Source organism: Candidatus Electronema sp. TJ (genome assembly GCF_048287355.1).
GTDB lineage: Bacteria > Desulfobacterota > Desulfobulbia > Desulfobulbales > Desulfobulbaceae > Electronema.
In genome coordinates this window covers 1-13,886 of record NZ_JBLWEP010000048.1, presented here as the reverse complement: position 1 = coordinate 13,886, position 13,886 = coordinate 1, and the positions used below count along the sequence as shown (strand labels likewise).

Below are 13,886 nucleotides of genomic sequence, written 5' to 3'. Positions count from 1 at the left end.
ATTCCAATTGGAATCAGGGCAATTCCAATTGGAATCAAGGCAATTCCAATTGACTTTGGGGCGATGCAAGCGGTGAACGGGCCGTTTTTGGCCGCCGATTTCCCGTTCTCGGCTTTCGTTGCAGGAAAGCAGGTTTGTTTGGCTGCGCCACAATCGTGAAACCGGCCATTTTCAGCAGTGTTGGGGGCGGATAGTTTTTGCTTGTTTTTCAAGTCAGTCTTGTGTAAAAGAAAACAGAAACTAAGCTGATGAATCTTCAGGAAAACAGCATGATGCAAAGCCAAATAATTGCGGAGGCGGCACGGCAGATGGCATATTTGCCGCATTCACTCCAAGAAAGGGTGCTGGGCTACATTATGGCCTTGATGTCGCGCAGCGAACACGGTGTTCACGGCAGAACACTGCTGAAATACGCCGGAACTATTTCAAAAGAGGATTTGCAGAGGCAATGAGCGAGGCGATTGAAGCGGATCAGGCTTGATTCAAATTGAAAACGTGGTGATTTAAACGGAAGACGGGCTGCTGCTGGCCGTTGCTGTATCGCTTCTCAGCATGTTTCTGCAAGAACAGGACGCTGTCCGGCCCATTCTTTTTTTGCTTGACAGAAAGCAAGCTGCCATCATATGGTATGGTTGTTCTGCCGTCTTACTTTTTAACAACTATCCATCGCTGAGGGAATTTCAATGAAAACAAAATATATTACTTGCCTTGCAATGATTGGATATCTTGCATGCCCTTTGATCGCTGATGCCCAAGAACAGGAAGTGCCAATTGAAGAGGGCAGCACAGTTTGCATTGAAGTCGACAGGCCTGTTTCTGTTCCTTCAGAAGCTGAACTTGCTGCAAAGATAGCTTCGTTCAAAATCCCTGAAGGCTTGTCGGCAAAACAATATCAACGACTTAAAAAAGCAGCTCGGGCTTTCACGCAAGGAAACGACAAGGCAGCCTTGCAGCACTTCAGTTTGGCAATAGAAACCGCTGCCGCCTCGATAGGCTTCAATGAATTTGACAAAGATGAAGCGGAAGACTTGGCCTTGACAGTTTTGACGGAAGTTTCACAGACTGCCAGCAACGATCTGCGTGCGATTGTAGCTGATATAGAACGCATCAACTCCGAGAAGGAGATATTGCAAGATTATATCAGTGAATTAGAAGAAACGCAATTTGATGAGCAGAGAAGATGCCCAGAAAGGTGTGACAGAGAACTGCTGTCTTCTATACGCAATACACTTCATATTGCGCATGAGGAGCTGCATTCGGTTTCCGAACGAGGCGATCTTGCGCAGTCAAATCTGCAAAATTTGCTGAGCAGAAAATCAGCAATGCTTCAGATGCTGCAAAAACTCCTCAAGAAGATGTCCGAGGCGGCTGAAGAGGTCATCAAAAATATGCGTCCGTAAATCATCCTGCCACGGCGAGAGCATAAGCGGCGCAAGCGCAGGCTATTCCTCCCATTCCCGCTCATCTCTGGCCAGCAGCGCAACTGAGGCGACCGGCCCCCAGCTGCCTGCGGGATAGGGCTTGGGCGGCTCGTTAGCTTTGGCCCAGGCATCCTGTATGGAGTCTGTCCATTGCCAGGAACGCTCCACTTCCTCGCGGCAAATGAACAAGGCTTGCTTGCCCTGCATGACTTCCAAGATCAGCCGCTCATACGCCCCGGCGATGCGCTCTTTGCCAAAGGCTTCGGAGAAGCTGAGGTCGAGCATGGTGCGCTGGAGGCGCAGTCCGTCGCTGAGGCCAGGCACCTTGTTGAGCATCTCGATCTCAACGCCTTCATCCGGCTGGAGACGGATGATCAGCTTGTTGGCTGGCAGGCTGCGGTAAGAGCCGAAGAAGATATTGTGCGGCAGCGGTTTGTAGTTGATCACAATCTCCGAGCGTTTGCAGGCCATTGCCTTGCCGGTGCGGAGATAAAAGGGCACGCCGGCCCAGCGCCAGTTGTCTATGTCAACCCGTATGGCGACAAAGGTTTCAGTAGTTGAGGCCGGATGGCCGCCCTGCTCCTCCAAGTAGCCTGGAACAGCCTTTCCCTTGATGAATCCAGGGCCGTACTGGCCGCGCACAACCCGTTTGTCGATGTTCTTGGCGGTGATCGGGCGCAGGGCCTTCATCACTTTCAACTTTTCGTTGCGCAGGCTGTCGTCGTGGAGATTGACCGGCGGCTCCATCGCCACTAAAGTGAGGATTTGCATCAGATGGTTCTGCACCATGTCGCGCAGCTGACCCGCTTGATCAAAATAGCCCCAGCGGCTGCCGATGCCCACTTCCTCGGCCACCGTGATCTGCACATGATCGATGGTGTTGTGATCCCAGTTGGTGGTGAAGATGGAGTTGGCGAAGCGCAGGGCGAGCAGATTCATCACTGTTTCTTTGCCCAAATAGTGATCAATGCGATACACCTGCCGCTCGCTGAAAACCGTTGCCACCAAGTCGTTGATCTCGATGGATGAAGCTAGGTTGCGGCCAATGGGCTTCTCCAGCACCACTCTGCTGTTTGGAGTGACTAAGCCCGCGTGCTGAAGCCCGGCGCAGATCGGCCCGAAGAGCGTCGGTGCCACTGAGAAATAGCTGACGACAACCCGCTGCTGCGGATCCACCGCCGCAGCCAGACGGCTGTACTCCTCCGGCGCGTCAAGGTTGATGAGGACATAGCGCATCCGCGCCAGCAGCCGCTCCAGAACCTCTTGATGCAGCTCTTCGCGAACAAAGGTCTGGAGCTTGGCGCGGATTTCATCCAGGAAGGCCTCCTGACTTAGCTCGTGCCGGGCAACACCGATGACGCGGGTCTCTGCATGGAGCAGGCCCGCCTTTTCCAGCTGATAGAGAGAAGGCAGCAGATTGCGCTGCGACAGATCGCCCAGCACGCCGAACACGGCGAAATCGCAGGGCTGGGTTTCCACGTTGCTGCCTTGTCCGCATGGGGGCTTTGCAGAGATCATGCTTGCTTTCCGCTGATGCAGGAGAATATGGGCCAAAGAGGCGGGCTGTTTCATAAAAGAACGCTGTCTTGATAACTACCATGCCGCCTGGAGGAAGTAAACCGGAAAACGACGAAACAGCTGCCTGAAGTCTTGACAGCCGCCGCGCGCAGGCATAAAGTGAAGCCATTCGCAGCCTGCCTGCTCTGACCCCTTCAAGCGGCCAAAAAACGTATGACTTCTCCCCTGCGCATCCTTTTCATGGGCACTCCTCAGTTCGCCGTGCCCAGTCTGCAAGCCCTGCTCGACGGCCCGGATGAGGTGGTCGCCGCAGTCTGCCGGACAGACAGCCCCCAAGGACGCGGGCAGAAGTGCTGTCAGCCGCCGGTGAAGAGCTTGGCAGCCTGCGCAGGCATCCCTGTCTTGCAGCCTGAGTCCATCCGCACTGACGCGTTCTTCGAGACCGTCCAAGCCTTTCAGCCGGACTTGGCTGTAGTTGTCGCCTACGGCAAGATACTCCCTGGCCGCCTGCTCCGCCTGCCTCGTCTGGGTACCGTCAATGTGCATGGATCGCTGTTGCCCAAGTACCGTGGAGCCGCGCCTGTGCAGCGCGCATTGATCAACGGTGAAGAAGCGACCGGGGTGACGATCATGCAGATGGACGAGGGCATCGACACCGGCGACATCCTCCTGCCTGCACAGCTGCGCATCGAAGACAATGACACTGCGGGCAGCCTGGCCGACAAGCTCGCCAAGCTGGGCAGCGAAGCCTTGATCGAGGCCGTTGAGCTGCTCAAGGCGGGCAGACTGAAGGCGGTCAAACAGGACCACGCGCAGGCCAGCGCGGCGCCCATGCTCGGCAAGGAAGAGGGACATATAGACTGGAGCCGCCCTGCCAGCGAACTGCACTGCCTGATTCGCGGACTTGATCCGTGGCCCTCTGCCTACGGTTTCCTCGGCGGGCGGCGCTTCCGTTTCTTCCAGCCGCAGACGGTGCCGGGAGAAGCCGCCACAGCTCCTGGAACCATCTGCCGGGCTGACTGCGGCGGCATCCTCATAGCCTGCGGCAAAGACTGCCTGCTGATCAAAGAAATCCAGCCTGAAGGCAAGCGGCGGATGGACATCCAAGCCTGCATCTGCGGCATGAAGCTGCCTCTTGGCGAAAGGTTCACCTGAAGATCATGCGCGCCTGCCACCTCGACTGCTTCTCCGGCATCAGCGGCAACATGCTGCTGGGCGCATTGCTTGCAGCGGGGCTGCCTGAAGCCGCGCTGCGGGGCGAACTGGACAAGCTTCGCCTGCCTGGCTGGCGGCTGGAGATCAGACCTGTGGTCAAGTCCGGGCTGCAGGCCGTAATGGTCAAAGTGCATGCCGATGAAGCCGTCCGGCCCCGGCATTTCAACGACATCAAAACCCTGCTCGAACAGTCTGCGCTGGAGGAGAGCATCATCTGCCGCGCTCTGGCTGCATTCCATCGGCTGGCCGAGGCTGAAGCCCATGTGCACGGCGTTCCAGCCGACGAAGTGCATTTCCATGAAGTCGGCGCGGTGGACGCGATGATTGACATCGTCGGCGTGGTCATCGGCCTGCATCATCTTGGTCTCAGCAGAATCAGCTGCTCGCCCCTGCCTATGCCGCGCGGCTGGGTGCGCTGTTCGCACGGCGAGCTGCCGCTGCCTGCGCCCGCTGTCTGCGAGCTGCTCAAAGGCGTGCCTGTGTACGGTGAAAACTTGGCGCAGGAGCTGGTCACGCCCACCGGCGCAGCCTTGGCGGTCGAGCTGGCTGAATCCTTTGGGCCGCTGCCGCCGATGCGCATTGAACGGACAGGCTACGGCGCTGGCACGCGGGAGCGTAGAGACCGTCGGCCCAACCTGCTCCGCCTGCTCATCGGCCAGCCGCAGGAGGCTGAGGAGGCGCAGCTGATTGAAGTCATCGAGACGCAGTTAGACGATTGGAACCCGGAGTTCTGGCCGCATGTCTCGGCCCGGCTGCTGGCTGCGGGCGCACTGGATGTCATGCTTGCGCCGGTGCAGATGAAGAAAGGACGGCCCGGCTTCCTTGTCCGTCTGCTCGCTGACCCGGCCCATTCCGTCCAGCTGAAGGAACTCCTGCTGACCGAGACCGCAGCCATTGGCCTCCGTTTTCACAACGAGCGCAGACTGACTCTGCCAAGAACGACAGTCGAGCTGGCCACGCCGTGGGGAACGGTGCGGGGCAAGAAAGTCGAGCTGCCGGACGGAACCTGCCGGATCAAGCCGGAATACGAGGATTGCGCCCGGCTGGCGAAGGAGCACAATGTTCCCGTGCAGCGGGTCTGCGCCAGCGCGGACAAAGAAGAGCAGACGCAGCATGAGTAGGGGCGGCTCATGAACCGCCCCTTGCAAGATGCTCAGCTCTTGGCTGGCGTGAAGATCGGCAGATAGACAGCACCCGCCTTAAAGAGCAGGATCGCCCCGGCAATCACCCCGAAGCTGAGGAGGAACTCTGTCAGCGAGGGCATGTACATCGCTCCGTCTTGGGCTTGGGTGAAGAAGGCGACATTGAGCCGGTTGAGCAGTATCCCGGCAATGACCAAGCTCTGGCCAAGCAGGATGCCTGCCCTGCTCTTGCCGAAGAGAAAGAGCAGGAGCATGGGCAGGAGCGCCCCGCACACAACTTCCAGCAGGAAGAAGGTGGCGGCGAAGCTGCCAGTGAAGGCCAGACCGAGGTTGCCCTTCAGTAGCATGTCGCCCAAGCGGACAAGGGCATAGACCAGCAAGGCATAAGCTGTGCCCTTGGCCAGTCCCTGTACGACCTTGGGATCCGCCTCCTGCTTGTGCAGGCTGGCGGCGTAGTAGGTGATGATGGTGGTCACAGCCAAGGCCGAAACGATGGCCGAGAGGAAAAAGTTGTAGGGCAGCATGGTTGTCCACCAGAGATGACTGAGCGTGCCCTTCATCAGCAGGAAGATGCCGCCCAGCGAGGACTGATGGAGGAAGGACAGCGTCACTGCGGCAATGACAAAGGGGATCATCAGGGCGTGCATGAGCTTGGCCAGCTTGTTCATGCCGATGCCCTCCAAGAAGGCTGGCGACAGCTCCAAGACCAGCACGCCGGTGTAGAGCATCATGCACCAGATGATCTCAAAGAGCATGGAATGCGGCTGCCACATCACTATGGGGTGCCAGAACGCCATAGGCTTACCGAGGTCGAAAATCAGCGTGAGCGAGACGCTGAGGTAGCCGACAAGAGCGGCGAGCACCGCAGGTCTTGCAAGGCTTTTGTACTGCTTGAGGTTGAAGATGTACACCACTGCGGCCATGGTGAAGCCGCAGCCGGACAGGGCCACGCCGAAGAGGACGTTGACCTGCTTCCAGTGGCCCCAGGGGAACTGATCGTAGAGATGGGTCGTCGCGCCCAGCCCGGCTGTGATGCGGTACACTGCCGCGCCTGCGCCGATCACAACAAGCAGCAGGAGCAGTGCTGCCCCGGGTGAAAAGAAAGACGGCCTGGCCGCGCTGGTCTGATAGGTGGTCATGAGCGTTTCTCCTCGTTTGCGCCTCGGTTTCTCAGATAGGCGATGCCGCCCAGCACAGCGGCGATGCCCGCCGCCTTGAGCGGCACATGCTGCAAGACATCCCAGGTGTATTTGGGCAGCTCCTCGCAGGGCACATTCATCCTGAAGCCGAGCTGCTCAAAGGGCACGGCGGAGATGTACATCCAGCTTGTCCCGCCCGCTTCCTCCTTGCCGTAGATGTGGTTGACATACTTGCCCGGACTGGCCTTCATGCGCCGTTCCGCCTCGGCAAGCACCTTGTCGCGCTCGTCAAAGAGCATGGTGCTGGTCGGGCAGGTCTTGACGCAGGCAGGCAGACTGCCCTCAGCAATCCGTTCAGCGCAGAAGCCGCACTTCTGCACCCAAGGATTCTGCGCCTTGTCCCATTCATACTTGGGGATGCCGAAGGGGCAGGCGAGCATGCAGTAGCGGCAGCCCACGCACTTGTCAAAGTCGTAGCACACTGCGCCTTCCGCGCTTTTCTGCAAGGCCCCGACCGGGCAGGCCGACACGCAGGCCGGGTTCTGGCAGTGGAAGCACTGCTCTTTAACAAAGCTCCAGACCGGCTTGCTCTTGCTCTCCGCCTCGACAAAGCGGATGCGGGTGTAGGTGTCCGCGTTCAGCTTCACCGGACTGGTGAAGTCGCCGTGAAAGGAGGTCTTCAGCCCCTTCCTTTCGTTCCACTGCTTGCAGGAGACCTGACAGCCCCGGCAGCCTATGCAGCGGGTGAGGTCAACCAGCACTGCTTTTGCCATTTCTTGCCCTCCTTATATAGGATGGATATTTGCCTTGCCCGGCCAGAGACAGCCTGCTGTCTCGTAGGGCGACGCTCTACTATCTTTGTTCGCCGCAGGAGGCTGCGGCGGATTGTCTCGGTAGTGGCGGTTCGCGAACCGCCACTACACCGCCAGAAACCTGTTGCCAACCTCTGCGGGCCGGTGTAGCCTTGAGCCGAACGATGCCTGATCAATACAATTCTGAGGAGAGACCGGCATGAATGCGCTCCGCACAGTGCAGCAGGTGCAAGACGGGCAGATTCACCTGCATCTGCCCAAGCAATTCTAGGGACAGCAGGTGGAAATAATCGTGCTCTCTGCGCCCCAGCAGGAGGAGCTACAGGAGGCCGCACCCTCGCTGCGCGGCTGTCTGCGCCAATATGCGGTTGATGCGAATCACCCGCAGAACCTTTGTCATCTCGCCCGCCGGGAGAAATCTCAGAGCTTGCTTGCAGGAGATTCCTCGCTCTGCTCGGAATGACAGAGATATTGCCCCCGCCGGGCTGCTTGCACTCCAGTGCGACAAACGGTTGCACGAGAGTGCGACGGTGGATACTTCTCTCGATCAACGATGGATTGCACGGGAGTGCAATGGTGCGTAGATCTCTCGTGCGATGATGAATACTTCTCTCGTGCAACGGCTGCTCTCACTCTCGTGGAAGCAGCGGGCTGACTCTCCCCCGCCACCTTGTCATTTCGACCGCAGGGAGAAATCTCAGGGCTTGCTGGCAGGAGATTCCTCGCTCTGCTCGGAATGACAGAGGCATTAGCCCTGCCGTGCTGCCCGCACCCGTGCCAAACCCTCGCGCCATTGCTGCAAGGAAGGATGGCCGATCTGCTCTGCGATCTGCTCTGCGATCTGCACGGCAAGGCTGATGTGTTCCTCGGCCTTGGCAAGGTCGCCGAGATTGTAGCAAACGACTCCAATATTCCCGCACGTTACCGCTTCTCCGGCCCTGTCGCCAAGCTGCTGGCATATCGCCAAGTCTTGTTCATGATACTCCAACGCCTTGGCAGGATTGCCCTGTGCATCGTAGATCCTGGCAATGTTATTCAGGGTTATGCCTTCTCTCCACTTATCACCCATCTCTTTCGTGATAGCCAAAGCCGAGTGATAATACTTCAAGGCAGTCTCATTGTCGCCTTGGGCATTATAAAGAAAACCTATATTGATAAGCGTCGCACCTTCCCCCTCTCGATAATCAATCTCTCGCTCTATGCTCAGGCTTTGCTGATACTGCTGCAAGGCCAAGTCATACTTACGCTGTATTCGATAAATAATAGCGATGCCATCTAAGGTTGATGCTTCTCCCTGTCTATCACCCACTTCGCGGCGTATCGGCAGGCTTTGCTTAAAGTAGGCAAGAGCCTTGTCATACTCCCCGCGCTTCTCGCAGGTGTAGCCTAAGTTGTTCAGGCATACTCCTTCATCTTTGCGGTCTTCTGCTTGCTGGGCGGCAGTCAGGCACATCTCTATGGCAGCCAGTTCCTCTGTCCAGTAGCCTTGCCGCTCTAAGTAGATGTCGATTGCTCCTGCCAAGCCTTTCACCTTCTGCCACAGCTTGCTGGCAAGGCAGCTCTCTATCAGCCGCAGGCAGTGCGCCCGTTCACTATCAAGGCGAGCATATCCCTTCGCGTGTTCTGCACATGCAGCCTTGCAGAAAGCAATATACCAGCCTGCCAGCCGTTCCAGCGCGTCTGTGCTCAAGGCCAGCTCGGTGCGGGCGTAGGCATGAATGAGCGCGTGGCTTATCTGCCAGCGTTCCGCCTTCCTTTCCAGCAGGCCGTAATTGACCAGCTCGCCCAAGGCAGCGCGTGCTCTGCGTGCATCGTCCTCAAGCATGGCAGCCAGCGGCTCGCGGGCCAGCGGCGCAAAGGCCAAGCAGCCTGCCACGCCCAGCACAAGCCGGGCATCATCGCTCACCGCATCCACGCTGCGCCGCAGCAGCAAGGCGGCATTCTCCTCCTGATGCTCGCCGCCAGCCAGCTCCTTGAACGGCTCCTGCTCCAGCCACTGCAAGTAGTCCGCCGCGCTCTCGCCCGTGCTGCTGATATAGCGGCCCGCAATACGCAGGGCCACCGGCCAGCCGCCCAGCAGCGTGCAGATGCCCGCCACGCTGGGATCATCCGCCGCAACGCCGCTGTACAAGCGGAAGACCTCGGCTGCGGGCTGCTCGTCCAGCGGCTTCAGATCAAGGCGGTCAGCCAGCGCGTCCGTCCGCTTCCTGCTGGTGATCAGCACACCGCACAAGCCGCGCAGCCGCAGCAGTGCTGGCAGGTCGTCAGCCTGCTCTGTCCCATCGAGAATGAGCAGGGCTTGCCTGCCTGAGAGCACCTGCCGCACCGTGCTTTCAAGGCCCACCTTTGCCTCCACCTGAAAGGCTTGGCAAATGGCTTGCAGGGCGGTCTCCACCTTGGGCTGATGATAGAAGCTGTGGAAGATGATGCCGTCCGGGAAGCGGGCTGGCTCCAGCTTGCTCACTGCCTGCGCAGCCAGAGCACTCTTGCCCATGCCACCTGGCCCGCACACCGCCGCCACCTTGCCCGGATGCAGCCTCTCGTTCAGCCAGACAAGCTCCTCGTCGCGGTAGAGAACGCAGGGTTCAGGCGCGGGAATCTGGCGGGGGATGATGGGCGGCGCAGGCGACTGGCTGTTGTAGTTGTTGATCTGGCAGCCGATGGGATTCGTGCCTTGGGCGACGTTCTGCGGGCCGCCGTGGCTGGCAAAGCTGTTGCTCTGCACATCCCCGCTGCCGGAGAAGGTTTTGCCGTCGCCGTCCACGTGCTGGTTGATGGTGCAGTCCTTCATTTCTCGTAATGGAACCTGCACGAAATGATGGTCAGCACATCCTCGGCTGGTTCATATACCAGCCGGTGCTCCGAGTTGATCCGCCGTGACCAGCAGCCCCGCAGGTTCGCCTTCAGCGGCTCAGGCTTGCCGATGCCAGTGAATGGAGTCCGTTGCGCTTCCTTGATCAGGTCATTGACCCGCTTCAGGAGCCGCCGGTCATTCTCCTGAAACCAAAGATAATCGGCCCAAGCGGATTCGGTGAACAGCAGCTTCATGGATCAATCAGCTCCCTTTCTGTGCCTTTGCCTGCTCTTGCTTCCTGAAGCGAGCGGCGCAGATGCTCGGCATTGGCAGGATTGGACAGCAGATACAGCGTCTCCTGCCAGGAGTTGAATTCCTCCAGCGACATCAGCACTGCCTTGCTGCCATTCTCATTCAGCAGGATGGCAGGCTCCGCATCCTCTATGATCTGCTCAATCAGAGCATCCAGATTCCTCGCCGCCTGCATGACTGGAACTGCGTTCATTGTTGCCTCCTTTGGTGTGGTGCCGTCTGCCTTCAGCCCGGCTGACGGATGTTGTCTGCTCCGCTTCTCAGCATACCAAAGAGCCGACAATCTTGCACCCGCTTCCCCTCATGGCAGCACCGTCTCCGCAATCATGCGGATGGCCGTCACCGCCTGCCGAATCTCTTCCGCCGTGGTGAAACAGCCCGGACTGAGCCGCACCGTGCCCAGCGGCAGGGTGCCCAGCGTGCGGTGGGCGAGCGGAGCGCAATGCAGGCCGGTGCGCACCTGAATGCCGTGGTTGTGATGGAGAATATTGCCGATGTCCTCCGGCTCCCAGCCGCGAATGCTGAACGAGAGAATGGCGATGCGGTCTTTGCCCGGCGGCGGGCCGTGCAGCGTCAGGCCGTCGAGTTCGCTCAGGCCGCGCCAAAGTCCGGCGAGCAGAGCTTCTTCCTTGACCCGCACCTTGTCCACGCCCTCTGCCGCGAGAAAGGCAATGCCTTCGCCCAAAGCCAAGATGCCCGGCACATTGGGCGTGCCTGCCTCGAAGCGTTCCGGCCACTCCGCTGGCTGCTCCTCAGAGAGCGAGTTGAAGCCGGTGCCGCCTTCCCGCCACGGCCGCAGCGACTTGATGCGCTCGCCGATGATCAGCGCACCGGTGCCTTGCAGGCCGTACAGCCCCTTGTGGCCAGAGAAGACCAGCAGATCAGCGTTGAGGCTTTTTTGGAAGTCTATCGGCAGCAGACCGGCAGTCTGCGCCGCATCCACGAGCAGATATGCCCCGCGCTCCCGCACCAGCCTGCCAATTTCTGCCACCGGCTGCACTGCGCCGGTCACGTTCGAGGCATGGGAGACCACGACTAAGCGGGTGCGGTCGGTCATTCGGCGGGCTACCTCGTCCGGGTCAAGGCGGCCTGCGCTGTCGCAGGGCACGATGTCCAAGCTGATGCCGCGCTCCTGCTGCAAACCGCGCAGCGGGCGGAGCACCGAGTTGTGCTCCATCGCCGAGATAAGGACGTGATCGCCCGGATCGAGGAAGCCTTTCAGGGCGAGATTGAGGCCGTCGGTCGCGCTGGCGCAGAAGATGATGCGGTGCTCGTGCGGAGCGTTAAAGAAGCGGGCCAGGCTGCGGCGCGTCAAGCTGAGAACATCCCCGGCCTTGCGGGCAAAGGCGTGCGTGCCCCGCCCCGGCGAGCCGCCGCCGTGCTCCAGCCAGTCATGAACAACAGCCCGCACTCGCTCCGGTTTCGGCCACGTTGTCGCGGCGTTGTCCAAATACAGCATGACTCAGAGGCTGTAGAGGGACTCGGCCTGCCGCTGCCAGCCCTGCTGCATGGCCAGCGCATCAAGGTGGAGAGATGACCAGTCGGCGAGCATCAGCCCGTTGTCGTCCTTGCCGGTATAGGTCTTGATGTAGCCTTTGCACTGCTGGCAGCAGTCTATGCGGAACGGCTCGTCCTCCGGCTCGATGATGGAAAGCTGGCTCTGCTCCTCATTGCCGCAGTGCGGGCAGCCGATGCGCTTGTACTCCCAGCGGGTTGCGCAGCAGCCGCAGACTAAAAGCCGCTTGCGGCCTGTGCTGGTGCGGACAAGCTGCGCCATGCTCGGCCCTGCGCCGCAGAGCGGGCAGATGGGTTCTTCCCAGGCCAGCTCCGGCAGACGCTGCTCCAAGCCCTCGCGCCAAGGGGCCAGCAGTTTGGCCAGCAGCTTCCAGATGAGGAAGCGGGCTAGGCCGTCCCCGGCATCTTCTGCACCAGCAAGCTGAGATTCAATCAGCCGCGCCGCTGCTGCTGGCTCGTGCTGGACTTGCTCCCGAAGCTGGCTGCACTGCTGACAGAACTGTTCTGGCAAACCTTCAGTAGGCATTGCTGTTAGAACCTGCCGCAGCAATTCGCCTGCTTGGGCAAAGAAGGGCGCATCAGGGCGGTGATGGAGCAGCAAAGGAAGGTCTGTTGTAGGGGCGGTTCGCGAACCGCCCCTACCCGCAGACGGGCAGGCACAGAGGCCTGCCCCTGCGAATGCCTCTTCCAAACACCGATGCAGGCGCACCAGCTCGGCAAGGTGCGGATGTGCCTCTGTCCACTGTTCCATCATGCCTTGGCCAGATTGACTAAGCACGCCTTGGTCTCCTGTATCCACGTGTTGGGATCGCCTGCGTCAATGGTGATCAGGTTGGTGCTGGCTGCGGTGCTGAGGCCCTTGTAGCCCCAGTTGTAGGGCATCCAGACAATGAAGACCTCCTGTCCGTTGACCTGCAAGGTCTGCATCCGCTTGGTGACCAAAGTCGGCACGGTCAGCTCGCCCCGTGCTGACCAGACCCGCACTTTGTCGCCGCTGGCGATGCCGAGCTTGCTGGCCAGCTTCTCCGGGATTTCGACAAAGGTCTCCGGCACCATCTCATTCAGCCACGGCACGTTGCGGGTGAAGGTGCCTGCGCACCAGTGCTCGGCAAGACTGGAGGTGCAGAGGACGTAGGGATAGTCCTTGACCGCGCCCACCGGCTGTTTGGTCTTGATGCGCGGGTACTTGACGCAGGGATTGACCGCCACGTTCGGATGAAGGACGTTGCCGGTCGGGCTTTCCATCGGCTCGTAGAACTCCGGGAAGGGGCCATCTGCCGCCACCGAAGAGCTGTCGCGAGGCAGCCCTTCTGCGCTGGCTGCGTCCGGGTCTTTGTACGGGGCGGTGAAGAGGCGGCCAAGCCCTTCTGCCGCCATGCGGAAGGGCCTCTGGCCGCTGGGCTTGTCCGGGCCTTCGTCGGCTTTAGGCACATCAGGGGTGTCGTGCCCGGCCCACTTGCCCTGATCAGCATCCCACCAAATGAGCTTGTTCGCTTCGTCTAAGGGCTTGCCCTGTGCGTCGCAGGAGGCGCGATTGTAGAGTACCTTCATGTTGCCGGGCCAGCTCCAAGCAAATTCGCGATAGAGGCCAAGGCCGCTGGGATCAGTCTTGTTGTCCTTGCGCTTAGTAAGATTTTTGCCGCCGCCGAAGACCCCGGCGTAAACCCAGCAGCCAGCGGAGGTGCTGCCGTCGGCCTGAAGCTCGGCAATGCCTTTGAGCGGCTCGCCGGTCTTGAGATTGCTGCCGTTGATCTCCTTCAGCACGGCCTCGGCCATATTCTCCTTCGGATAATCCCATACCGCCCGTTTGAATATCTGGTCTTTCTCCTCGGCAGAGGCCGCATACAGCTCGCGCACCTTGCGGAAGAGCAGGTCAATGATCTCCAAGTCGCTTTTGGACTCGCCTGTCGGTTTGATGCCGGTGTAGCGCCACTGCACCAGACGGCCTGAGTTGGTGACAGTACCCTCTTTTTCCAAGAAGGAGGCCGCAGGCAGGAAGATCACCTCGGTCTTGACCG

14 protein-coding genes are annotated in these 13,886 nt (G+C 59.7%); 4 read left to right on the top strand and 10 right to left on the bottom strand.

The window, feature by feature from the left end; translation table 11 throughout:
- Positions 1 to 212 (bottom strand): hypothetical protein (locus ACNKID_RS05425; RefSeq protein ID WP_417912416.1); only part of this gene is annotated, 212 nt, incomplete at its 3' end.
- Between the two features lie 36 nt (positions 213 to 248).
- On the opposite strand from ACNKID_RS05425, the gene ACNKID_RS05420 reads away from it, so the two are divergent.
- Both ACNKID_RS05420 and ACNKID_RS05415 read left to right on the top strand, forming a co-directional pair.
- The gene (locus ACNKID_RS05420) at positions 249 to 452 is read left to right on the top strand and encodes a hypothetical protein (protein ID WP_417912415.1); all 204 of its coding nucleotides are present in this window, start codon (positions 249 to 251) and stop codon (positions 450 to 452) included.
- A gap of 231 nt (positions 453 to 683) precedes the next feature.
- Positions 684 to 1,400 carry a hypothetical protein gene (locus ACNKID_RS05415; protein WP_417912414.1) on the top strand — a complete coding sequence of 239 codons (717 nt, stop codon included), beginning with the start codon at positions 684 to 686 and terminating at the stop codon, positions 1,398 to 1,400.
- Between the two features lie 42 nt (positions 1,401 to 1,442).
- Here the strand turns inward: ACNKID_RS05415 and zwf are convergent, their stop codons facing one another.
- Entirely contained in the window at positions 1,443 to 2,939 is a 1,497-nt protein-coding gene (gene zwf / locus ACNKID_RS05410; RefSeq protein WP_417912413.1) for a glucose-6-phosphate dehydrogenase, read from the bottom strand.
- A gap of 213 nt (positions 2,940 to 3,152) precedes the next feature.
- On the opposite strand from zwf, the gene fmt reads away from it, so the two are divergent.
- Entirely contained in the window at positions 3,153 to 4,094 is a 942-nt protein-coding gene (fmt, locus tag ACNKID_RS05405) for a methionyl-tRNA formyltransferase (protein WP_417912412.1), read from the top strand.
- Positions 4,095 to 4,099: 5 nt separating this feature from the next.
- The gene (gene larC, locus ACNKID_RS05400) at positions 4,100 to 5,275 is read left to right on the top strand and encodes a nickel pincer cofactor biosynthesis protein LarC (protein ID WP_417912411.1); all 1,176 of its coding nucleotides are present in this window, start codon (positions 4,100 to 4,102) and stop codon (positions 5,273 to 5,275) included.
- 32 nt (positions 5,276 to 5,307) lie between these two features.
- Here the strand turns inward: larC and nrfD are convergent, their stop codons facing one another.
- From nrfD to ACNKID_RS05360, 8 genes are all read right to left on the bottom strand, one after another.
- Positions 5,308 to 6,435 (bottom strand): NrfD/PsrC family molybdoenzyme membrane anchor subunit, encoded by a 1,128-nt coding sequence (nrfD, locus tag ACNKID_RS05395; protein WP_417912410.1) that lies wholly within the window; start codon positions 6,433 to 6,435, stop codon positions 5,308 to 5,310.
- On the bottom strand, positions 6,432 to 7,208 hold the full coding sequence (locus ACNKID_RS05390) for a 4Fe-4S dicluster domain-containing protein (RefSeq protein WP_417912409.1): 777 nt from the start codon (positions 7,206 to 7,208) through the stop codon (positions 6,432 to 6,434). The genes nrfD and ACNKID_RS05390 overlap by 4 nt, the downstream gene beginning before the upstream one ends.
- Positions 7,209 to 7,995: 787 nt before the next feature.
- Positions 7,996 to 10,038, bottom strand: a complete 2,043-nt coding sequence (locus ACNKID_RS05385) for a tetratricopeptide repeat protein (protein ID WP_417912408.1) — start codon at positions 10,036 to 10,038, stop codon at positions 7,996 to 7,998.
- Positions 10,035 to 10,295, bottom strand: a complete 261-nt coding sequence (locus ACNKID_RS05380; RefSeq protein ID WP_417912407.1) for a Txe/YoeB family addiction module toxin — start codon at positions 10,293 to 10,295, stop codon at positions 10,035 to 10,037. Before ACNKID_RS05380 ends, ACNKID_RS05385 begins: the two co-directional genes overlap by 4 nt.
- The gene (locus ACNKID_RS05375) at positions 10,292 to 10,546 is read right to left on the bottom strand and encodes a type II toxin-antitoxin system Phd/YefM family antitoxin (protein ID WP_417912406.1); all 255 of its coding nucleotides are present in this window, start codon (positions 10,544 to 10,546) and stop codon (positions 10,292 to 10,294) included. Before ACNKID_RS05375 ends, ACNKID_RS05380 begins: the two co-directional genes overlap by 4 nt.
- A gap of 108 nt (positions 10,547 to 10,654) precedes the next feature.
- Entirely contained in the window at positions 10,655 to 11,812 is a 1,158-nt protein-coding gene (locus ACNKID_RS05370) for an aminotransferase class V-fold PLP-dependent enzyme (protein WP_417912405.1), read from the bottom strand.
- Positions 11,813 to 11,815: 3 nt separating this feature from the next.
- Positions 11,816 to 12,646: a formate dehydrogenase accessory protein FdhE gene (locus ACNKID_RS05365; protein WP_417912404.1), complete on the bottom strand. Its 831-nt coding sequence runs from the start codon at positions 12,644 to 12,646 to the stop codon at positions 11,816 to 11,818.
- A partial coding sequence (locus tag ACNKID_RS05360; protein ID WP_417912403.1) for a molybdopterin dinucleotide binding domain-containing protein occupies positions 12,619 to 13,886 on the bottom strand: 1,268 nt, incomplete at its 5' end. The genes ACNKID_RS05360 and ACNKID_RS05365, both read right to left, overlap by 28 nt.